Below are 20,522 nucleotides of genomic sequence, written 5' to 3' on the forward strand. Positions count from 1 at the left end.
CGCCGCCGCTGCCTTCAACGATCCCGTGACTCCCACTACCGCAAACGACTCAGCACGCTCGGAAGCTACGAACCGCCGTAGCAGTACTAGTCGGCGGCTAGGCCGTGGCTCGTGCTGGCGTGCCGTGCCGTGCCGTGCCGCGTAGGCCGGCATTGGCTACGACCTGCCCAGCCGTAGGCGGTGCCGGTAACGGCCTCGCGTAGGCCGCATCGGCTACGGGTGAGTGTCCGCTCGTGAGCGCGTGCCGCTTCGCGCGGATCTTGGCCAGCTGGCTCTCAGTGCTGTGCGGCGCGTGCGGACAGGCCCTGGCGGCCAGCCGTTGCCTCCGGCTGCGCCTGGGAGTTGCCGCGGCCCACCCGAATCGACACTGACCGTCAGCCGGCCCACCCGGCTGCGCTTGAGCGTTGTCTCGGTCGGGCCTGGTTGGCACTGACCGTCAGCCGGCCCGCCCGGCTGCGCTTGAGTGTTGTCTCGGTCGGGCCTGGTTGGCACTGACCGTCAGCCGGCCCGCCCGGCTGCGCTTGAGTGTTGTCTCGGTCGGGCCTGGTTGGCACTGATTGTCAGCCGGGTTGGTTGGCTGCGGCTGGGAGTTGCTTCGGGCGGCTTGAGGCGACTCTGAGGGGCAGCCGGGCGGGTTCCAGCGTTGACTGGGCGGTCCTCTACGGCCCGAGTCGCCTAGCCGTCGTTTGTGCTGGTATTTCGCGCTTTGTAGAGCGCGTGGGCTACGGCGCGGCCCGGTCGGCCGTAGTGCACGGTGGTGACCCGCCTCGCGTGGGGCGCTTCGGCTACGGGCTGGGCTGTGGGAAGCGGGGCTTGGAGTGGGGTGGGGAGAGGGTGGGGAGAGGGCTGGGGGTTCAGGGGGTTCGGGTGGGGGTGTGGGTAGTTGGGGTGCGGTGTCGGGTGGTTAGGAGGGTGGTCAGGGCGGCGGTTAGAGCTGTTAGGGCGGCCAGGGAGAAGGCGGCCTCGGGGGCTTGGGTGGGGATGGGCCAGGTGGTGGCTGTGGTCAGGAGGGTGGCTATGCCTACGGCGGTGCCTACCTGGGCGGCGGCGTTGAGGAGGCCGCCGATCACGCCTGAGGTGGAATCGTCGGCGCCGGTGGTGCCGTGGGTGGTGGAGGCTACGGAGGCCAGGCCCAGGCCGGCGCCGGTCAGGGCCAGGCCGGTCAGGAACAGCGGGAGGTGGTGGAGGGCTACGGCTACGGCCTGGGTGAGCATGGCGGCTGCCACGACGGCTAGGCCGATGGTGAGGGTGGGTGCGGTTCCGCGGCGGCGGATCAGCGACGGGGCGGTGGTCGAGGTGGCGGCGACGCTGGCGCTGAGGAGCAGGAAGGCGGCGCCGCTGCTGGCGGGAGAGAGGTTCAGCTCGTCCTGCAGGAACAGGGTGCCTATGACGCTCGCGCCGCTGGTGGTGGCGGTCAGGACGAAGGCGGTGGCGGCGCCTACGCGGAAGGTCGGCACGGACCAGAGGTGAGGGGGGACCAGCGGGGCGGGGGCGCGGCGTTCACGTGCTGCGAAGGCCAGGGCGGCCAATGGGGTCAGGACCAGCGGTAGCCAGGAAGAAGGGGCGGTGAAGCCGTCGGTTTCGGCGCGTTGCAGACCGACCATGAGCAGGACGGCGGCGCCGGTGATCAGGAGGGCTCCGGAGAGGTCCAGAGGCTGGCGGGTCGAGGGTCTGCGGTTGGGCGGGAGGATCGCCGGGGCGATCGCGGCGGCGAGCAGAGCTATGACGGCTACCGCGGCGAACAGCCAGCGCCAGCCGATGGCCTGGGTGACTACGCCGCCCAGGACGAAACCGGAAGCACCGCCGACGGCGCCGGCCATGGTCCACAGGCCCAGAGCTCGGTTGCGGGGCGGGCCGGCGGGGATCACCGCGAGGATGGCGGCCAGGGCGGCAGGGACGGAGACGGCTGCGCCGATGCCCTGCAGTGCGCGGCCGGTCAGCAGCACGGCGGTGGTGCCCGCGGTTGCGCACAGGAGGGAACCGGCCAGCACGACGGTGTTGCCGGCGATGAACATCAGGCGGTGACCCAGGAGATCGGCGGCGCGGCCGCCGAGAACCAGCAGGCCGCCGAAGGCGAGGGCGTAGATCGCGGCTACCCAGGAGAGCGCGGCTGGGCCGAGGTCGAGATCGCGCTGGATGTCGGGGAGGGCGACCACGAGGAGCGTCACCCCGACGACGTCGATGAACTGCACAGCACAGGCCAGACCTACGACGGAGCGCCTCCCGCTCATCGAATCACCTCCATGAAGGCGATACCCGCTAAGGCGGATCGATCACCCCGGAAGCGTCTCGTTAGCTCGGGGGTAGTGGTTCCACCAGGTTTCCCGGCGGTGCTTGGTCAGCACACCGTCGAAGCGAGTCAGCAGCAGAACGTCGCCGTTGAACACGAAAGCAGCATCCTCGTCGCCCGATCGCAGCACCCTCCGGACGATGGTGAGCATGTTGGGGACCAGCCACTCAAGGTCGGCTGATTTGTCCCAGTGGAAGGCGACGGACACGTAGGTTTCTGGCTCCCACTCCAACAACCCTTGGTCTGAGCTTGCGTCCACGTATCCGTTCCGGCCCGCCCGGACCGTGAGATCGAAGCCGAGTTTCGCGGCGAGATCGGATGATAGGAGCGGCGGTGTTCCTGTTGGCCGGTCATCCAGATCTGGTAGCGCGCGCTCAGCTACCTGCTCGACAGGTGTGTTCCCGCCCAGGGTCAGCCGCCAGTCAAGCGACATGGTTCACGTTCCGTTCTGGAGGTCGGGAAGGTCGATTTGAAGGGTCTCGCCGTCAGCGGTGATGACTTTCAGCTCCTTGAGTCCCTCGATCGGCCAATCCCGGAACTGTTGTCGAAGACTAGCCAAGTCGCCTCTCCAATCCTCCAGATTCACCACCACACGCTGTGTCTGTCGCTGGCTCTCAAGAACCTTGCTTTCGACCTCGGTCCAAATGCCACGGACTGGTTTGTCGTGACTTGTCGGCGAGTAACAGTCGAAGACTCGGCCTTCCACCAAGTAGTCGGGTTGCTTATGGGCAAGTCCGCTGTCCCCTGTGGCGTGTCGCGCTCCGGCGACCTCCGCGGGTTCGGGATTCTGCTTGATTCGATACCCCTGGTCGGCGAGCAGCGCAGCCGCTGAGTTCTCCATCTCGAGTGACCGGCGGGTCGGTGTGTCTCCTTCGACCTTGGTGGGTGAGCCGTCGGGCTTTCCGCCTGCGAGGCCGGTTTTCTTCGTGATGAACGGGTCTGGTTGTTCATTGCTCTCGCCCTGGTGCGTGATGCTGCCGGCGTTGGCGGCTTCGCCCACTTGTACCTGGCCTTGCCGCACTGACTGGGCGCCACCCGGCGGGCTCGGTCCATGCTGCTTGCGGCTTCTCGGCATCAGCCGTCCAGGAGTTCGGTTAGGTTGGTGAGGCTGGTCAGCAGGGCGGTGGTGTAGGTCAGGATGCGGGACGACCACTTGGCCACCGCCGCGGCTATCTGGGCCGCCACCACCGGGATGGTGATCACCAGGAGGGCTTCGGCGGCCCAGGCGATGACGCGGCCGACCAGGTCGGCTATCAGGTCGCGGACGATGTCCCGGGTGAGCGTCACCAGGTTGCCGGCGGCTTCGGTGGCGGCGCTCATCGTGGCGGCCAGGACGCTGAGGCCGCCCAGGGCGTCGACGTTGCTGGCCATCAGGTTCTGGTAGGCGTCGGCGGCCGGACCCTGCCAGTCGGGGACGTCCAGGGTGAGGCACGCGTCCAGGTCGGCGGCGATCGTGTGCAGGGTGCCGGCCGTCTGCTGCCAGGTCGCGGCGTGCGCAAATACCCGGTTGGGGATGCCGGTCAAAGCGTCCAGGATCTCGCGGAGCGGGTCGAAGAACTCCATCGCCCAGCCGAGGCCGCCGGCGAGCAGGGCGCCGAACGGGTCGAGCACGGTGGCGGTGGTCTCGGCGGCGCGGGCGCCGCCGGCCAGGGCGGGGGCGACCCAGCCGGTGCCGCTGACGGTCTGGTGCAGGCCCTGCAGGCTGTCGGCCAGCGACATCAGATCTGCCCGGCTCGGCGGATGCGGTCGGCTGCGGCGCCGTCAGCCGATGCGTACGCCTGACCGGTGCTGATCAGGGTATCGGCGGCCAGCCGTAGATTCTCCTCCACGTAGGCGAGCAGTTCGCCCTGCCGTACGTGACGGTGCTCCAGGACGCCGGAGATCCAGGCGCACAGCCGGCCGTACGCCGCGTGGTCCTCGGTGATCGCCGCGCTGGCGGCGCGGATCGTGGCCAGTTGGTGCTGGGCCGCGTCGATCCGGTCGGCGTGGGCGCGGATCTGGTGGAGGTCCGCGGTGAAGCCGTCCGCCACCTACTTCTCCAGCCGCTCGGCTATCGCGCGGCCGGCCAGCGAGTCGGCGCCCATCGTGTCGGCGATGATCTGGCGGGTGTGCTCGCCGGCTTTGCGGCGGGCGGCCTGATGGGCGGCGAGCACCGCGCGGGCGGTGGCTTCCGGCGCGACCCGCTGGACGCGGTCGGTGAACCGGACTCCGGTCAGCACGCCCGCGGAGTCGACGGTGACCTCGGCGATGCCGTTGCCGTCGGCGGCGGTGACCCGCAGGTCAGCGAGCCGGTCGCTCATGGCCCGGGTGTCGGCGGCCTTGCGGTCGATTCGTGCTTTCCAGTCGTGCAGATAGTTCTCGGCGTCGTCCGCGTCGAGGAAACCGGCCGTCATCGTCGCCCCGTGTCATCGAGAGATATCCATGAATGAACGGCGAGCGTATCGCGGGCCGGCCCGGAATGGTGCTGCCTGTGGATGACTTCGATGACAGGATCGGGCGATGGCTGACTTGTTCCAGGTACGGATCGCGGTGCGCGGCTACGAGCTCGACCTGCAGGGGCACGTGAACCAGGCGGTCTACCTGCAATACGGCGAGCATGCCCGCTGGCAGTGCTTCATGGCGGCGGGTCTCACCCCGGAGGTGCTGGTCGAGGCCGGGGTGGGGCCGGTGGTCCTGGAGACCACGATCCGCTATCTGCGGGAGCTGCGGGCCGGCGACGAGGTGGACGTGACCTGCCGGTTCCTCTGGGACGGCGGCAAGACGTTCCAGGTGGAGCAGGACTACATCCGGGCAGACGGTACGCCGGTGGCGCGGGTGACCGGGGTCGCCGGTCTGCTCGATCGGCGGTCGCGGCGACTGGTGCCGGACCCGGTCGAGCGGCTGCGATCCCTCGCCACCGACGTGACCTGCCTGGGTCTGGAGAAATAGGTCGGCAGCAGCTGTCAGTCCCGCAGGAACTCGTCGATCGTGGTCACGATCCGGTCGAGGTCGGCGACGTCCGGCAGGTGATAGGGCCCGTCCAGCGCGATCAGCCGCGCGTCCGGCAGCCCCGCCGCGAGCTGCCGCGCCCCGGCGAACGGGATGACCCGGTCCCCGCGGTAGTGCAGGACCAGCGCCGGCTGCCGCACCTCACCCAGCAGACCGGACACGTCCATCTCGTAGGCCGTGGCCAGATAGGACGCCGCCACCTCCCGGTCGGCCGAGTCGCGCAGCACCTCGGCCAGGTGCCGGGCGGCGTCGTCCGTGGCGTCCGGCCGGAACAGCCCGGCGAAGAGCTTCGACCCGAGACCCCAGTGCGTACGCACCATCGTCACCAGCGCGTCGTTCAGGTCGGGGCGGAGAAAGGTGGCCGGCCCGCTGGCGTACGTACCGAAGAAGATCAGCCGCCCGACCAGATCGGGCCGGGCCGCCGCCAGTGCCACCGCCGGCGGCCCCGCTTCGGACATCGCCAGCAGGTGCACCGGACCTCCGGCGTGCTCGGCCACCGCCGCCAGCTCGTCGACGGCGGCCGCCAGCCCGAAGTCGTCGACCGGCCCACGGGACAGGCCCGTCCCGAACCGGTCGTAGACCGTCACCGCGGTGTGCTCGACCAGCCGCTGCAGCAGCGACGAACGCGGATCCAGGCCGGAGGCGATCACGTCGATGCTGGACACCCAGCCGGGCACCGCGATCAGCGGCGGCCCGTCACCCAGCGACGCGGCCGCGATGGTCCGGCCACCGGGAACGGTCAGGTAGCGGGCCTGCAGCGCCGACAGCGGAGCGACCGGCGCGGGCGTGCCCGGCAGCTCCTGCCGGAGGATGCGCAGCCGGGTCTGCTGAATCGTCGCGGACGGTTCGAGGCCCAGCTCGTCGGCGAGCCGGGCCGCGTACTGCCGGTAGCACTCCAGGGCGTCGGCGTGCCGGCCGAGCGCGTACAGGGTGCGCATCAGCGTGTCCCGGGCCTGCTCCCGCAGCGGATGCGCGACCACGAAGGCCTCCAGCTCGGGCAGCGCGCGGTCCGGCCGGCCGGCGGCCAGCAGGGCCCGGTGCCACGCCTCGGCGGCGTGCAACCGGGCCTCTTCCAGACGGATCGCCTCCAGCCGGGCGATCTCGGTGTCGGCGAACCCGGCGTACGCGGGTCCCTGCCACAGGTCCAGCGCCTCGGCCAGCAGGTCGGCGGCGCTGTCGTGGTCCCGGGCCTCGGCGACCAGCCGGTCGAAACGGCCGGCGTCGATCTCGCCGGGTTCGGCGCGCAACACGTACCCCGGCGGGGTGGTGTCGATCCGGACCCCGGGCAGGGCGCGGCGCAGCCGCGACATCTGGCTGTGCAGGGAGCCGGCCGGATCGGCCGGCGGATCCACCGGCCACAGCAGATCCACCAGACGATCGGCCGGCACCACCCGGCCGGCCCGGGCGAGCAGTGCGGCCAGCAGCGCGCGGCGCCGGTCACCCAGGGCGACGGGCGAGCCGTCCTCGGCGTACGCCTGAACCGCCCCGAGCACTCGGAACCTCATGACCGTCTACCGTACGGCCCACCCGGCGATCTGCGGGTTGATGGGCAGCAGCAGCGAGGGCGCGCGGTACCGGTCCACGTGCAGTTCGCGGAACCCGGCCGCCCGCAGCTCCGACTCGGTGTCGCGGAGCACGTCGCAGCCCTCGAACAGCCATCGCCACAGCCGGGCCGACAGTCGCTGCGTCACGGCGTACCCGGCATGGTCATCGGCCCGGACGTGCTCGACGAAGAGCAACCGGCCGCCCGGTCGCAGGATCCGCGAGATCTCGCGGATCGCCGCGGCCGGATCCGGGACCGTGCAGAGGACCAGCGTGCTCACCACCGCATCGGCGCTGCCGTCCGGCAGCCCGATGCGATCGGCGCCCTCCGGGCGCAGATCGACCGAGATGTCGCGGCGCCGGGCGGCGGCGAGCAGCGGGGCATGCATGTACGGGTTCGGCTCGACCGCGACCAGCTTGGTGCCGGGGCGGTAGTAACGCAGGTTCGCGCCGGTGCCCGGACCGATCTCGACCACGGTGTCCGGCAGGTCCGCGAACAGGCCCCGCTTGCGGGCGCCCAGCAGCCAGTGGCCGTATCCGTCGGCGGCCCGCAGCAAGCCCGAGTTGAACCGTCCCCGGACCGGATTCGCCGCCGTCATCGCCACACCTCCGCCGCGAACGCGCTGATCAGCTCGGCGGTCCCGGCCGGCCGGGTCACGTGCGGGCAGTGCCCGCCCGGCACCTCCAGATAGCGCGCGCCCAGCACCTCGGCGAGTGCCCGGCTGCGGTGCGGCGGGCAGATCGCGTCCTCGGCGCCGGTCAGCACCAGCGACGGGCAGCGGATCGCCTCGGCCACCCGGCGCATCTGCGCCGCGCCGGAACGCGCGGCCACCGTGGCGGCCAGCACCTCGGGTGTGTTGTCCAGACCCCAGGCGATGCCCTCGGCCAGCATCTCCGGCGTCGCGTCCGCGCCGAGCGCGGTCTCGACGAACCACGCCACGAACCCCGGATAGTCGCGGTCCCAGGAGCGCCGGTTGTAGCGCGCCCACCCCTCGTCGTTGCCGAGTTCGTCGTCGAACCGGACCATGGCCTGCTGCAACGGGCTCGGGGCGGCGCCCAGCACGTCGACCGTCGGCCCGATCAGGACCAGGCCGGCCACCCGGTCCGGCTGTCCGGCCGCGGCCAGGCAGCCGAGCAGGCCACCGAACGAGTTGCCGACCAGCAGTGCCCGGCCGGTTCCGGTGGCGTCCAGCACCGCGGTCAGGTCCCGGACCAGCTCGGCCGGCTCGTACGCGGCCGGTTCCAGCGGCCGGTCCGACTCCCCGCTGCCGCGTGCGTCGAACGTCACCGTCCGGAATCGTGCTGACAGCGCCTCCACCTGCGCCGCCCACATCCGCCGATTCGTGATCATCCAGGCCGGGAGCAGGACAATCGTCCGTTCCCCGTCGCCGGTCACCTGGTAGGCGATCCGGATCCCGTCACGCTTGGTCACTCCGTGCATGTGGTCCTCCCGTCGAACGTCGGAGCTTCGATCGAAAGGCTGACCGGGGCGGCTGTCCGGTCACTGGCATCCGGCTGTCGGGCCGGTACGCCGGTGTCCCGGAACGTGCGAGATTGTCGCGCGTGTTCGAGGAGGCCCCGATGGACGATTCTTTGCAGGCGTATACCGACGGTCGCACCGACGGCGCGGCCGGTCGCCGTGACCAGGAGCGCGCCGACCACCCGGAGACCGGGCCCGACTACCGCGTCGGCGTGGTCGACGGCAGCGTGGCCGCTTTCCAGGCCGAGCTCGTCGCCGAGGTGCGCCGCCTGCTCGGCGACGCCCGCTGAGCTGCTCCCGGGCGGCCCGGCCCGGCCGCCCGGGAGACCCCGCTTTGGCATGGGCGGCGGACCTCGGCTAAGGTTTCATCCGTCGCCGGGAAATCCGGGGGCACGCGGACGTAGCGCAGCTGGTAGCGCATCACCTTGCCAAGGTGAGGGTCGCGGGTTCGAATCCCGTCGTCCGCTCGGAGAGGGCTGCTGCGCAACCGTGCGTCGGCCTACTCGGTGGAGTGGCCGAGAGGCGAGGCAACGGCCTGCAAAGCCGTGTACACGGGTTCAAATCCCGTCTCCACCTCGCAACAGTGCGGGCGATTGGCGCAGCGGGAGCGCGCTTCCTTGACACGGAAGAGGTCACTGGTTCGATCCCAGTATCGCCCACCAGAGTCGGCAGTGCGGGAAACGCACCGCCGGTGGTTCTTTGACGAAGGGCTGACCTCAGGGTCAGCCCTTCGTCGTCTCTGCCGGCCGGGATGCGGTGCCGCTACGCCGCCCGCGCCGCCCGCGCCGCCTGGCTGCCGGCCGTTGCCGCACCCAGCTCGGCCGCCGTCACGTAACCTTCCTCCACCGCCAGATCACCGAGGCGGCGCCACGGGCCGTCCGTGGTGAGCTGGCTGTCCAGCAGGTTGCCCAGCTGCGCCTCGGAGAGCAGGCCGGCGTCCATCAACACCTGGCCCACCCGGCGCCCGGCCACCGGCTGCGTGCGCGCCCGGCGGGTCCATGCGAGGTGCGCGACCGGCATCAGGCAGGTGACGATGGTCAGGACCGCCCAGACGTAGAGCGACACGAACGTGTGACCCAGCGCCAGCCCGGCGGCGATGAAGGACAGGCTCAAGGCGGCCCAGGCCAGGTGCGGGCGGAACGTGCGCCACGTGTCGCCGGTTGCGGCGGAGCCCTTCGGCGTCACCACGTAGGCGAGCGGGCGGCCGGCCAGCTGAGCCGCGGCCGCGGCCAGATAGACGGGCGCGGTGGCCAGCTCCAGCAGCATGCCGCTCAGGCCCCAGGAGCGGCGCTCGTGCGCCACCAGGTTGAAGCGGCGGGTGAACTGGACGAACGCGAGGCCTACCAGCAGGTTCAGCGCGAACAGGGCAGCCCAGATCAGGCTCGGCAGCCGGCTGATGGTGATGCCGCCGACCAGGTAGAGGCCGGTCAGGAAGATGCCGCCGACCCAGGAGATCGCGGTGGTGGGGTAGTGGGCCTGGAGTGCCGCGAACGTCAGCCGCTGGCTGACCAGCGGGAGACGGCCCAGGACCGAGGGGGAATGGCTGCGGGCGATCTGCCAGATCCCGTACGCCCAGCGCTTCTGCTGGCTGAAGAAGTCGGAGTACGTCGCCGGGCCCTCGCCGACCGCCACCACGTCGGGGGTGTAGACACCGCGCCACGCGTTGCCCGTCGCCGGATTGACCGCGCTGAAGACGACCATGGACGTGAGGTGGTCCTCGATGATCGAGTCCTGGTAGCCGCCGATCTGGCGGAAGGCCGCGGGCCGGTACAGGTGGTTCGTGCCGATGAGCAGCGGGGCGCCGCGACCATTGCCGCCGCGCTGGATCACCCCGTGGAACAGGTACGCCAGCTCGGCGGCGCCGCGGGCCACGAACGACTCGGTCAGGTTCGCGTACACCTGCGGGGCCACCACGAATGCGGTGTCCGGGTCGGCGAAGTAGCCGAGGGTGCGTTCCAGGAAGTTCGGATACGGGACGTGATCCGGGTCCATCTGCGCGATCACGTCGTACTCGTTCTCGTACGCCGACCGCCAGGCGTTGTGGTTGCCGTGCTTGGTGCGGGCCTTGAACGGCCCCGACGCCTGATTCCACTCGGGGTGGCCCTTGCGGCTGAAGTGGCGTACGCCCAGCCGCTCGCACCGGCGCCGCACTTCCGGGTCGTCGCCCTCGTCGAGCAGCCACACGTCGAGGACCCCGTCGTGCCGGATCCGGCGCATCGCCCGCAGCGTCGCCATGACCAGCTCGACCGGCTCCTTGCCGGGCACGATCGTGGTCAGCACCGCCACCCGCAGACCGGGCGGTGGCACCATCGGGATCGGGTCACGGGCCCGGGCCGCGAAGAACGTCAGCACCAGCGTCCGCAGCGCCACGATGATCTGCATGACCACCATGACGACGAGGCCGGCCACGGTGAGGACGGCGGCGACCGGGTGCAGCGACTCCAGCACCGGCAGGTGATCCGGCATCAGCAGGAACGCCGCGAGCGCCACGGCGGCGACCACGTGCAGCACGCCGAGCGAGCGCAGTGTCCACTCGGCACGGCGACTGTACGCGGGCCGGTAGGCGACCCGTTCCATCGTCGGTTGCGGGGGACCCGTCAGGTCCGTCGCTGTTCGCCCGTACAGGGCGCCGGGCACCCTTCGGTCGACGCTGATGTCCGCCATGTGCCCGCCTTCGCTGTTGCCGGTCGTCCCCTTATCGGCGAGGCGGTTGGCGATCCGATGAAATCCGCTTCCGGTTCAGCGGCTGGAGCGAGGAGCTGTGACCGAGCCGCGGCCAGCGGGGGCCTCCCCTAGCTCTGAGGTACTACGCGCCCGCACCCCCTGCGGAGGGACGACAACGATCCACTCCGCGCCTACCTTCGTCCTTCTCGGAGGAGGGCGGAGGAGTCGTGGTGATGACGGTGAGGCAGTTCATGCCCGGGTGGGCGGACCAGGTCGCCGCCGCCACCCCGCCGGACCGGGAGCGGGTGGTCGACGGGCTGCGTGCGATCGCCATGCTCGGGGTGGTGGCCGGGCACTGGCTCGTGACCGGCCTGACCGTCGGCGCCGGCGGGGGACTGCACCAGGCCAGCCCGCTCAGCGCCATGCCCGGCCTCGCCCCGCTGAGCTGGGTGCTGCAGACGCTCGGCCTGTTCTTCTTCGTCTCCGGCTATGCCGCGGCCCGCGGGCTGACCCGGGCCCGGCGGCGCGGGGTGCCGGCCCGGTCCTGGCTGGCCGGGCGGGCACGCCGGCTGCTGCCGCCGATCATCGTGTTCGGCGGTGTGTGGCTGCTGATCCTCACCGCGCTCCGGCACACCGCCGCCGACCCGTGGACCCTGCACACGGCCGGCACGATCGCGGTCAGCCCGCTCTGGTTCGTTCTGGTGCTCGCCCTGCTGCTGCCGCTCACCCCGCCGGTGCTGGGGGCGGTCGACCGGTTCGGCGCCGCGGCGGCGTTGCTTCCGCTCGGCGCGCTGATCGCGATGGACGCGGTGCGGTACCTGCTGTGGAGCGGGATGCCGGGCTGGCCCGCGTACCTCAACTGTGTGACCGCCTGGCTGGTGCCGTACGTGCTCGGGGTGGCCGTGGCGCGGGGCCGGCTCGCCGGACCGCGCTGGGGCCGCGGCCTGCTGCTGGCCGGCCTGACCGGCGGCGCCCTGCTGATCGCGGCCGGCTATCCGGCGAGCCTGGTCGGTGTTCCGGGCGACGGCCGCTCGAACCTGGACCCGCCGTCGCTGCTCACCGCCGCGCTGTCGGCGGTGCAGATCGGTCTCGCGCTGCTGCTGTGGGCGCGCCTGGACCGGTGGCTGCGCCGTCCCGGCTGGTGGGCGGCCGTGGCCGGGCTCAACCTGACCGCGATGACGATCTTCCTGTGGCACCAGAGCGCCCTGCTCGGCGTCGCCGTGCTCGGCCATGCTCTGGCGGTCGCGCCCGGCGGCCTGATCGGCCCGCCGGATTCGGCCGGCTGGATCGTGCACCGGCTGCTCTGGTTACCGGTCGTCGCGGTCGCCCTGGCCGCCCTCTGCGTGCTGTTCCGCCGGATTGAATCGCCTCCTGTCCGAGCATGATCCACCACGGCGCAGAGAGGGAGATCGCGATGTCTGACCGGGAAATGCTGGAGCGGCTGGTCCGCCTTCCGGACCCCGCCTGACCGCCGTCGCCCGTCATGGCCGGGTGGCCAGCCGCCGGAGCTCGTCGGCCTCGGCGGGGGCCAGCTCGGTGAGGATGGTCAGCGCCTCCTCCCAGGCCTTCCTCGCCGCCTCCTCATCGCCCGCGGCACGGTGCGCCTCACCCAGTTCGCGCAGCCCGCGCGCCTGGTTGTAGAGGTCGCCGAACTCCTCGTACAGCTCGACGGACGTGCGCAGGCAGGTGATCGCCGCCGGGTGGTCGCCCAGGTGGCGGTGGGCGTAGCCGAGGCTGTGCCAGGTGCTGGCCTGGCCGTACCGGTCGCCGGCCTGCTGCTGCAGCTCGAGGGCCCGCGTGCAGTGGGTCAACGTCTCCCGGTACTCGCCGAGCAGCGCGTGTTCCCAGCCGATCACGTCCAGGGCGTCGCCGGCCCAGCCGTGCCGGCCGGCCGCCTGGTAGTCGGCCATCGCCTGGCGGGCGTGGCCGAGCGCCTCCCGGTGCCGGCCCCGCTTGCTGTTCACGTCGCTGAGCTGGAGCCGGCTGTGGGCCGCGCCGACCCGGTCGCCGTGTCGTTCGTGGACCGCCAGCGCGGCGGTGAAGTGCTGGTCCGCTTCGTCGAACCGCCGCAGCCGGATGTGCAGCCGGCCCAGGTTGCGGTGCATCCGGGCCTGGGCGTCGTCGTCGCCGACCTCGGTGGCCGCCCGCAGGCCGGCTTCCTGCGCCTGGAACTGCTCGGTCCAGCGCCCGGCGCGGCGCAGCACGTCGGAGACGCACCAGGCCAGCTGCCAGACGTACCGGGGAAGGTCCTGCTGCGCGCAGGCGCGCAGGGTGGCCAGCAGCGTGGGGGTCTCGGCGGCGAACCAGATGCGGGCGGTCTCCGTGTCGGCCAGAGTCTCCGGGCGGGCGCCGGGCGCCGGCGGCGGCAGGGTGATGCGGTCCCGTTCCGGGTCGAGCAGGGTCGCCGCCCGGTACGCGGTGTGCAGATAGTGATCGAGCATCCGGGACACCGCGGTGGCAGCGTCCGGGTCCGGCAACTCCTGGGCGTAGGCGCGGAGCAGGTCGTGGAACCCGTAGCGGCCGGGCCGATCCTCGACGATCAGGTGGGCCGCGGTGAGTTCGGCGAGCGGGCCGCGGGCGTCGTCGCCGGCCAGGGCGCTCGCCGCGGCCGTGCCGATGTCCGGCCCGGGATGCTGCCCGAGCAGCCGGAACAGCCGGGCCGCGGCGGGGCTGAGCGCCCGGTACGACCACGAGAAGATCGACCGCAGGTCGGTGGCCGGGTCCCCGGCGTCGATCAGGTCGAGCCGCCGCCGGCTGTCCCCGAGTTCCCCGGCCAGCTCGGTGAGGCGCAACCCGGGACGGCTCACCGCGCGGGCGGCGATCACGGTCAGCGGCAGCGGCAGCCGGACGCAGCGGTGCACGATGTCGCGCACCGCCGCCGGTTCCGCGGCGAGCCGCCGGTCGCCGAGCCGGTGGGCGAGCAGCGCGGTGGCCTCGTCGTCGCTCAGCGGCGAGAGGGCGATCAGGTCGGCGCCGTCGCTGGCGCAGAGCCCGACCAGGGCGTCGCGGCTGGTGACGACGGTGCGGCAGGCCGCGGCGGCGGGCAGCAGCGGGCGGACCTGCTCGGCGTCGCGCGCGTTGTCGAGGACGGTCAGCACCCGGCGGCCGGCCAGCAGGCTGCGGTAGAGCGCGGCCAGGCCGTCCAGGTCGGCGGGCATCCGCTGGGCCGCCACGCCGAGTGCTTCCAGGAAGCCGCGCAGCGCGGTCGCCGGCTCGACCGGCCGGCCGGACGGGCCGAACCCGTTCAGGTTGACGTAGAGCTGGCCGTCCGGGAACCGGTCCGCGACCCGGTGACCCCAGTGCAGGGCGATGGCGGTCTTGCCGACGCCGGCCGTACCGGAGACGACCGCCAGCCGGGTGGAGGCGTCGAGCCGGACCACGATGTCGGCGCGCCCGGCGAAGCCGGCGGGCGCGGCCGGCAGCTGCGCGGGCCGTGGCCAGCCGGAGCCGGGGATCGGCCCGGTGTCCAGCAGCTCCTCCGGTGGCACGCCGAAAACCTCGGCGAGCAGTTCGACGGTGGCCCGGCGTGGCCTGGCCACCCGGCCGGCCTCCAGGTCTCGGATGCTGCGCACGCTCACCCCGGAGCACTCGGCGAGCTCCTCCTGGGTCAGGCCGAGACGGCCCCGGTGCACCCGCATGTGCTGCCCGATCACGCATTGATGGTCGCACGTGTCAAGCTGCCGGTCTTCTGCCTGTTCTGCCGCAGCCCGGTCGACCAGGATCGATGTCACAGGGGTGGTACGGGGGGACGGCTTCCGCTCGAGTGGCGGCCCGAGCGGAAGTCGCCGGATCAGCTCTATCGTCGGGTCATGACGACGATCGTGCCCAGCCGGTTCGGCGCCGATCTCCACTGGGGTGAGCGGGCGGCCCGGCCGCTGCGGCTGGTCGCCGGTTCCGGCGCGGAGCCGACGGATGAGGAACTGGCGGCGTTGCGGGACGGCCTGACCCGTCGCGACGAGGTGGCCGCCGCGCTGGTCGCCGCGATGAAACCACGGGACCTTCATCGCGCCCTCGCCGCCGGCCCGTCCGCCACAGCGCCGGAACCGGTCCGCGCGTTCTTCACCGCGGTGCTGGACCGGCCGTCGTGGGTGGACGACGACCTGCTCGCCCGGGGCGCCGAGGCGTGCCGGGCCTTCGGGATGGACGCCGGGCTGGTGCTGGCCTACGGTTCGCTGCTCGGCGGGTACCGTACGGCTGCCGCGCTGGAGCCGCTGGTGCGCACCGGCCGGCTCGCCGGTGGGGAGACGCTGCGCCGGATCCAGGAGACCTCGATCTGGTGGCGGGCGGTGACCGCGCCCGGCGGACTGGCCCCGGACGGCGAGGGATTCCGGCTCTGCGTGCACGTGCGGGTCATGCACGCGCTGGTCAACGCCCGGCTGGAGGCCGATCCCGGCTGGCCGTGGGCCGAGCGCGGCGTGCCGATCAACCAGTACGACCAGGCCAGCACCCTGGGCGTGTTCAGCACCAGCTTCCTGCTGCACCTGCGGCTGCTCGGCGTGCGGGTGTCCGGTGCGGACGGTCGGGCGGTCATGCACCTGTGGTCCTACATCGGCTGGCTGATGGGCGTCGACGAGCGGTGGCTGCCGCACACCGAGCGCCGCGGCCGCCGCCTGCTCTATCACTTCCTGTCGCACGACCCGCCGCCGGACGCGAACAGCGTCGCGCTGGCCCGGGCCCTGATCGAGATGACCGACGAGGTGGCGATCGGCCGCGGCCGGCAGCGCTACGAGCGGGAACGGGCGCTCTCGGTGAGTTCCTGGCTGCTCGGCCGGGCCGCCATGCGCGATCTCGGCCTGCCCTACCGGCTGCCCTGGTACGGCCTGTCCCGCGTCGCCGCGAACCTGCTGATCAGCCAGGGTCTCGGCCGGCTCCCCGGCGGCCGCCGGATGCTGCTGGCCCGGGGCGAGCGGCAGGCGCGCGCCCAGTTCGCCCGCTGGGGCATGGCGGATCAGCTGAGCGTGCCCGCGACGAAGTCGAACGCGTCCGGGATCTCGGTGCCCCAGTAACCGAAGTGGTGATCACCGTCCCGGTAACCGCCGGCGGACGGCTCGCTCGGCAGCGCCTCGTGCAGGTCGCGGACGTTGCGGTACAGGCTGTCGTCGCGCCCGCACCACAACCCGACCGGGGTGCCGGCCAGCTTCGCCACACCGTTGAAGACCGCGTCGCCGGGTCGCACCGCGGGGGAGAAGGCGGCCACCGAACGGACGAACCCGGGGAACGTCTCGGCCAGCAGCAGCGCGCCGTACCCGCCCATCGACCAGCCCCACGCGGCGAGCCGGTCGCTGTCGAAACCGCGCTCGGCGCACCAGGCCGGCAGCTCCTCGCGCACCATCCGCTGCGGGTCGTCGGCACCGTCCGGCTGCCAGGCCAGCCGGTCGCCGGTGGCCCCGGCCAGCACGAACGGCTCGCTGCCCCGGCGAACCGCGTCGGTCAGGAACCGGCCCAGCCCGACCCCGGCGAAGTCACCCGGCCGCTTCGATCCGCCGTGCAGCACCAGGCACACCGGCAGTCCGCGCCCGGCACCGTGCCCCTCCGGCACCGCCGTGTAGAAATCCACCTCCCGGCCGCGCGCCGCCGAGAACCGCCGCTCCACCCGCTCCACACCCGGCGGCGCGGACGGCAGCACCAGCGGCGTTCCGCCGCTCGCGCGCATCCGCACGCCGGCCACCGCCGCCACCGCGGCGACACCCGCGCCCGCCAGCAAGGTCCTTCTTCGCACACCAGGACAACGCTTCTGATCGGTACGGGCTACGCCGCCCGCCGAACCACCACTCCCGTGGCCAAGCGCGATCAGGCACGCGGCCGGGCCCCAGCGCGACCGCCGGGAAATGTGCGGTGGAGACGCCGGCCGGTCGGCGTGCCCCCCAGAGCCACCGGCCGGCCGGCGCCGATCAGGGGACAGCGCAGGCGCTGCCGTTCAGGGTGAAGACGGCCGGGGCGGGGTTGGCGCCGGTCCAGCTGCCGAGGAAACCGAACGACGCCGAACCGCCGGGGGCGAGCGTGCCGTTCCAGGAGGCGTTGGTGACCGTGACCGCGGCGCCGTTCTGGGTGAGCGCGCCGTTCCACAGCTGGGCGATCTTCTGCCCGCCGGTGTACTGCCAGGTCAGCGACCAGCCGGCGATCGGCGCCGGGCCGGTGTTGGTGACCTTCACGTCGCCCTGGAAGCCGCCCGGCCAGCTGCCGGTCACCCGGTAGGTGACCGCGCATCCCGCAGTGCCGGAACTCTGGCTGGGCGAGGGGGACGCGCTGGACGACGAGACGCTCGGGCTCGGCGACGGGTCGATCTTCGACGGGTCGACCACACCCCAGTACGCGGACTTCGCCTGCAGCCGGGTGTCGAACAGCAGCGGCGCGTCCTTGCGGGTCACCGGGAAGGTGTCCAGCCAGGTGTTGTCGTCGGCCAGGCCCCACAGCGTCACCGAGGTGATCTCCGAGGCGTACCGGCGGAACAGCGCGAGCATGTCGCGGTAGACGTACGCCTGCTTGAGCAGCCGGTCGGCCGGCGGCGCCGGGAAGGTCTCGCTGTTGCTGGTGTAGATGCTCACGTCCATCTCGGTGATCTGCTGCTCCACCCCGAGCGGAACGAACTTCTGGATCATCGCCTCGGTCTCGGCGACCGACGGCCAGTTCACGTTGATGTGCATCTGGTGGCCGACCCCGTCGATCGGCACACCCTCCGCCCTGAGCTGCGCCACCAGGGAGTAGAGCTTGTCGCGCTTGGCCGGGACGTTGGTGTTGTAGTCGTTGATGTACAGCTTCGCGTCCGGCACCACCTCGCGGGCCACCCGGAACGCGGTCCGGATGTAGTCCAGCCCGGCGACCGTGTACCAGGTGCTGCGCCGCAGCCCGTCCACCTCGTTCTCGTCGATCACCTCGTTGACCACGTCCCAGACGCCGATGTCGGCGCCGTAATGCCCGGCCACGTTGCGGATGTGGTTCTCCAGCCGGGCGAGCAGCAGTTCCTTGTCCTCGGCGGTGGCGGTCATCGGCTGCCCGTCCGCGCCGGTGAAGACCCAGGACGGCGTCTGGTTGTGCCACACCAGCGTGTGCCCGCGGACCGCCTTGCCGTGCGCCTTGGCCCACGCCATCAGCGGGTCGGCCTGGGCGTAGGTGAAGGTGTTCTCACTCGGCTCGGTGGCGTCCCACTTCAGCGCGTTGCCCGGCGTCACCGAGTTGAAGTGCTTGTCGAGCAGCTGCCCGTGCTCGGTGACGATCTCCGCGCCGGTGATCGCCGCACCCACCGGGAACTCGGTCACCACGTCGCGCACCGACGGGATGCCGGTCTGGTTCGGCAGCGCCGGCACGTAGCCGGCGCTCACGTCGTCGAGGTGGAACGACCCGGTGCCGGACGACGTCTCGATGTAGATCCGCAGGAGGTCCACATCGGTCGCCACCGTGTACCGCCCGGTCAGGTTCACCCAGCCGTCCGCGGTCACCGCCGTGTTGCCGACCACCTGGTCGTAGGCGGCCACGCCCCCGGTGCGGCGCTCCACGCTGAGCCGGGCGTTGTCCGACCCGCTCGCCATCCGCACCCACGCCGAGATCGTGTAGGCGGTGCCCTTCTCGAAGACGCCCAGCACGTCCAGCGACGGCCCCTGCCACGAGGCGGTGCGCCCGGTGACCTCCAGGCTGCCGGTCCCACTGTGCGCGACGGCCGTGCTGACCGCGAGCGTCTCGGCCGAGCGGCCCGTCCAGCCCTGGACGGTGCCGTCCTCGAAGTCGCTGGTCACCACGGTGATGGGGGCGGGGTCCTCGGCCGCGTTCGCGGTCGGGGCAAGGGTGACTGCGGCCAGGGGAGCCGCGACCATGAGGGTGGCCGCGGCCAGCCGCGCGAGAGCGCGCATCTGCTGGTCCTTCGCGTGATGGGGGTACGCGGACGGAAGAGACAGACATCGTTACATGGGAGCGCTCCCAGAACAATCAGCCCGGGGGCCGAAATCCCCCGCGGGCCGGCGGGCTATCGGACCTCCTGGATGGCGAAGTCGGTGCCACCGGTAGGGCATGAGGAGTGCGGCGGCGGATCGTAGGTGTAGCTCTGGCCGCCGATCAGGTAGCCGCCCAGATTGACCCGCTGGCCGTCGGTGAGGCGGACCAGCTTGCCGGTCATCGGCTGCCGGAAGTGGACGGTCGACGGCGACGCGGGATCGACCCAGGCCAGCCCGTCCGGCCAGACGAGCAGGACCGGCTTGTCGGGCGGGGAGTACAGGTAGGCGCAGTGCTCGGTCAGATGGAACGTGACGCCGGTGTGCGAGACCTCCTGCTCGCCGAGCCAGTCGATCACCTTGATGAAGACGAGCGGCCCGTTCGACGGCTGGGTGCCCTCCGCGAAGGAATCAGGCAGCGGAGCCGGCGGGGAGGAGTCCGGCAGCGGAGCCGGCGGGGACGAGACCGGCAGCGGAGCCGGCGGGGACGAGCCGGCAACCGGCGCCGGCGCGGCTGACGCGGACGTGGCGGCGGTCGGCGACGAGGGGCCCTGGCAGCCGACGGCGATCCCGGTCACCAGCAGCATGCCGGCCGCGGTGATGACACGCTTCATGACTGATCGGACGCCCCGCGCAGCGGAACGGTTCCGCCCCCGGAGAGTAACGGGGCTTTAGGCAGGATAAGCACCGAGAAGGGGGATCTTGCGTACCGGAAACCGTCAGACGACTCACGGCCAATTCCTAGGATTCGCTTCTAGGGTCGAGAAATGCGAAGTGTGGCGGTCGTGCCGTGATGACGGTGCTCCGCACGGAGGGCGCCGACGCGCCGGAACCCCCTCCGGAGGAGCGGAAGAGCCGGTGGAAACCCGCTGACCTGCGCAGAAAACTTCTGATCGGAACCGTCGCCCTGTGGGCAGTCGCGATCACCGCGCTCGTCGTCGTACGCGATGGGGGTGGAAATGACGCGCCGGCCGGTGGCGCCCCGTCGGCCTCGCCGTCCGCCTCGGCCGCGCCGCTCACCGTCGCCGAGGTCTACCAGGCGCTCTCGCCCTCGGTGGTGCTGATCCAGACCACCGGCCAGACCGACGCCGGCACCGGGACCGGGGTGATCGCGAACGCGGACGGCTCGATCCTGACCGCGCTGCACGTGGTCGAGGGCGCCGGATCCATCCAGCTCACCTATGCCGACGGCACCAAGTCCGGCGCGGTGATCGCCAGCGCGGACCCGGAGCAGGACATCGCCATGATCACCCCGCAGAAACTGCCGGAGACTCTGGTGCCGGCGGTGATGGGCGGCGGTGTCGCGGTCGGCGACGACGTGGTGGCGATCGGCAACCCGCTCGGGCTGACCTGGAGCACCAGCAGCGGTGTGGTCTCCGGGCTGGACCGGCGGCTGGACCGCGACGACCGCAGCGCCATCGAGGGACTGATCCAGTTCGACGCGGCGGTGAACCCCGGCAACTCCGGCGGGCCGCTGATCAACACGCGGGGCCAGGTGATCGGCATCGTCGTGGCGCTGGCCAACCCGACCGACGCCGGCACGTTCATCGGGATCGGCTTCGCCGTCCCGATCGGCGCGGCGCTCGGCAGCGGCGACCAGGGCGACGGGCAGGCGCCGCCGCTATGACCGGCAGCA

19 protein-coding genes and 3 tRNA genes are annotated in these 20,522 nt (G+C 72.0%); 8 read left to right on the forward strand and 14 right to left on the reverse strand.

The annotated features are described in order from the left end of the window. Positions 1-854: 854 nt before the first annotated feature. From AB0F81_RS20405 to AB0F81_RS20430, 6 genes are all read right to left on the reverse strand, one after another. Positions 855-2,231 (reverse strand): MFS transporter, encoded by a 1,377-nt coding sequence (locus AB0F81_RS20405; RefSeq protein WP_360199428.1) that lies wholly within the window; start codon positions 2,229-2,231, stop codon positions 855-857. 42 nt (positions 2,232-2,273) lie between these two features. Then, entirely contained in the window at positions 2,274-2,723 is a 450-nt protein-coding gene (locus AB0F81_RS20410) for a SitI3 family protein (RefSeq protein ID WP_360199430.1), read from the reverse strand. 3 nt (positions 2,724-2,726) lie between these two features. Continuing rightward, complete coding sequence (locus tag AB0F81_RS20415) at positions 2,727-3,131, reverse strand: hypothetical protein (RefSeq protein WP_360199520.1); 405 nt, start codon at positions 3,129-3,131, stop codon at positions 2,727-2,729. A 233-nt stretch (positions 3,132-3,364) separates the two neighbouring features. Beyond that, positions 3,365-4,009, reverse strand: a complete 645-nt coding sequence (locus AB0F81_RS20420) for a hypothetical protein (protein ID WP_360199432.1) — start codon at positions 4,007-4,009, stop codon at positions 3,365-3,367. Then, entirely contained in the window at positions 4,009-4,320 is a 312-nt protein-coding gene (locus AB0F81_RS20425; protein WP_360199434.1) for a hypothetical protein, read from the reverse strand. Before AB0F81_RS20425 ends, AB0F81_RS20420 begins: the two co-directional genes overlap by 1 nt. After that, complete coding sequence (locus AB0F81_RS20430) at positions 4,321-4,683, reverse strand: YbaB/EbfC family nucleoid-associated protein (RefSeq protein ID WP_360199436.1); 363 nt, start codon at positions 4,681-4,683, stop codon at positions 4,321-4,323. It abuts the gene before it with no gap. Between the two features lie 106 nt (positions 4,684-4,789). Between AB0F81_RS20430 and AB0F81_RS20435 the strand changes: the two genes are divergently transcribed. Next, positions 4,790-5,218 carry an acyl-CoA thioesterase gene (locus AB0F81_RS20435; RefSeq protein ID WP_360199438.1) on the forward strand — a complete coding sequence of 143 codons (429 nt, stop codon included), beginning with the start codon at positions 4,790-4,792 and terminating at the stop codon, positions 5,216-5,218. Between the two features lie 14 nt (positions 5,219-5,232). Here the strand turns inward: AB0F81_RS20435 and AB0F81_RS20440 are convergent, their stop codons facing one another. The 3 genes from AB0F81_RS20440 to AB0F81_RS20450 are packed head-to-tail and all read right to left on the reverse strand — an operon-like array spanning position 5,233 to position 8,261. Further along, positions 5,233-6,783 (reverse strand): alpha/beta fold hydrolase, encoded by a 1,551-nt coding sequence (locus AB0F81_RS20440; RefSeq protein ID WP_360199440.1) that lies wholly within the window; start codon positions 6,781-6,783, stop codon positions 5,233-5,235. Between the two features lie 6 nt (positions 6,784-6,789). Then, complete coding sequence (locus tag AB0F81_RS20445) at positions 6,790-7,419, reverse strand: class I SAM-dependent methyltransferase (RefSeq protein ID WP_360199442.1); 630 nt, start codon at positions 7,417-7,419, stop codon at positions 6,790-6,792. Beyond that, the gene (locus tag AB0F81_RS20450) at positions 7,416-8,261 is read right to left on the reverse strand and encodes an alpha/beta hydrolase (RefSeq protein ID WP_360199444.1); all 846 of its coding nucleotides are present in this window, start codon (positions 8,259-8,261) and stop codon (positions 7,416-7,418) included. The genes AB0F81_RS20445 and AB0F81_RS20450 overlap by 4 nt, the downstream gene beginning before the upstream one ends. Positions 8,262-8,401: 140 nt before the next feature. On the opposite strand from AB0F81_RS20450, the gene AB0F81_RS20455 reads away from it, so the two are divergent. The 4 genes from AB0F81_RS20455 (at position 8,402) to AB0F81_RS20470 (ending at position 8,962) form a co-directional block, all read left to right on the forward strand. After that, positions 8,402-8,590 (forward strand): hypothetical protein, encoded by a 189-nt coding sequence (locus tag AB0F81_RS20455; RefSeq protein ID WP_360199446.1) that lies wholly within the window; start codon positions 8,402-8,404, stop codon positions 8,588-8,590. A gap of 104 nt (positions 8,591-8,694) precedes the next feature. After that, positions 8,695-8,767 (forward strand) — tRNA-Gly (locus tag AB0F81_RS20460). Positions 8,768-8,805: 38 nt separating this feature from the next. Then, a tRNA-Cys gene (locus AB0F81_RS20465) sits at positions 8,806-8,876 on the forward strand. An 11-nt stretch (positions 8,877-8,887) separates the two neighbouring features. Beyond that, a tRNA-Val gene (locus AB0F81_RS20470) sits at positions 8,888-8,962 on the forward strand. Positions 8,963-9,062: 100 nt separating this feature from the next. Here the strand turns inward: AB0F81_RS20470 and AB0F81_RS20475 are convergent. Beyond that, positions 9,063-10,964: a glycosyltransferase family 2 protein gene (locus tag AB0F81_RS20475; protein WP_360199448.1), complete on the reverse strand. Its 1,902-nt coding sequence runs from the start codon at positions 10,962-10,964 to the stop codon at positions 9,063-9,065. A gap of 233 nt (positions 10,965-11,197) precedes the next feature. On the opposite strand from AB0F81_RS20475, the gene AB0F81_RS20480 reads away from it, so the two are divergent. Further along, on the forward strand, positions 11,198-12,349 hold the full coding sequence (locus tag AB0F81_RS20480; RefSeq protein ID WP_360199450.1) for an acyltransferase: 1,152 nt from the start codon (positions 11,198-11,200) through the stop codon (positions 12,347-12,349). A gap of 96 nt (positions 12,350-12,445) precedes the next feature. On the opposite strand, the gene AB0F81_RS20485 is transcribed toward AB0F81_RS20480, so the two are convergent. Then, positions 12,446-14,617: a tetratricopeptide repeat protein gene (locus AB0F81_RS20485; RefSeq protein ID WP_360199452.1), complete on the reverse strand. Its 2,172-nt coding sequence runs from the start codon at positions 14,615-14,617 to the stop codon at positions 12,446-12,448. Positions 14,618-14,773: 156 nt separating this feature from the next. Here AB0F81_RS20485 and AB0F81_RS20490 point away from each other — a divergent pair, with 156 nt between their 5' ends. Further along, positions 14,774-15,970: an oxygenase MpaB family protein gene (locus AB0F81_RS20490; protein ID WP_360199454.1), complete on the forward strand. Its 1,197-nt coding sequence runs from the start codon at positions 14,774-14,776 to the stop codon at positions 15,968-15,970. Here AB0F81_RS20490 and AB0F81_RS20495 read toward each other — a convergent pair. From AB0F81_RS20495 to AB0F81_RS20505, 3 genes are all read right to left on the reverse strand, one after another. Next, positions 15,913-16,683, reverse strand: a complete 771-nt coding sequence (locus AB0F81_RS20495; protein WP_360199456.1) for an alpha/beta hydrolase-fold protein — start codon at positions 16,681-16,683, stop codon at positions 15,913-15,915. The genes AB0F81_RS20490 and AB0F81_RS20495 overlap by 58 nt on opposite strands. 172 nt (positions 16,684-16,855) lie before the next feature. Beyond that, a complete protein-coding gene (locus AB0F81_RS20500; protein WP_360199458.1) occupies positions 16,856-18,808 on the reverse strand; it encodes an endo-1,4-beta-xylanase in 1,953 nt (650 codons plus the stop codon). Positions 18,809-18,921: 113 nt separating this feature from the next. Continuing rightward, on the reverse strand, positions 18,922-19,500 hold the full coding sequence (locus AB0F81_RS20505; protein WP_360199460.1) for a hypothetical protein: 579 nt from the start codon (positions 19,498-19,500) through the stop codon (positions 18,922-18,924). A 179-nt stretch (positions 19,501-19,679) separates the two neighbouring features. Between AB0F81_RS20505 and AB0F81_RS20510 the strand changes: the two genes are divergently transcribed. Further along, positions 19,680-20,513, forward strand: coding sequence for a trypsin-like peptidase domain-containing protein (locus AB0F81_RS20510; protein ID WP_360199462.1), 834 nt, complete (start codon positions 19,680-19,682; stop codon positions 20,511-20,513). The last annotated feature ends 9 nt before the right edge of the window (positions 20,514-20,522 follow it).

Source organism: Actinoplanes sp. NPDC024001 (assembly GCF_040638955.1).
GTDB lineage: Bacteria > Actinomycetota > Actinomycetes > Mycobacteriales > Micromonosporaceae > Actinoplanes.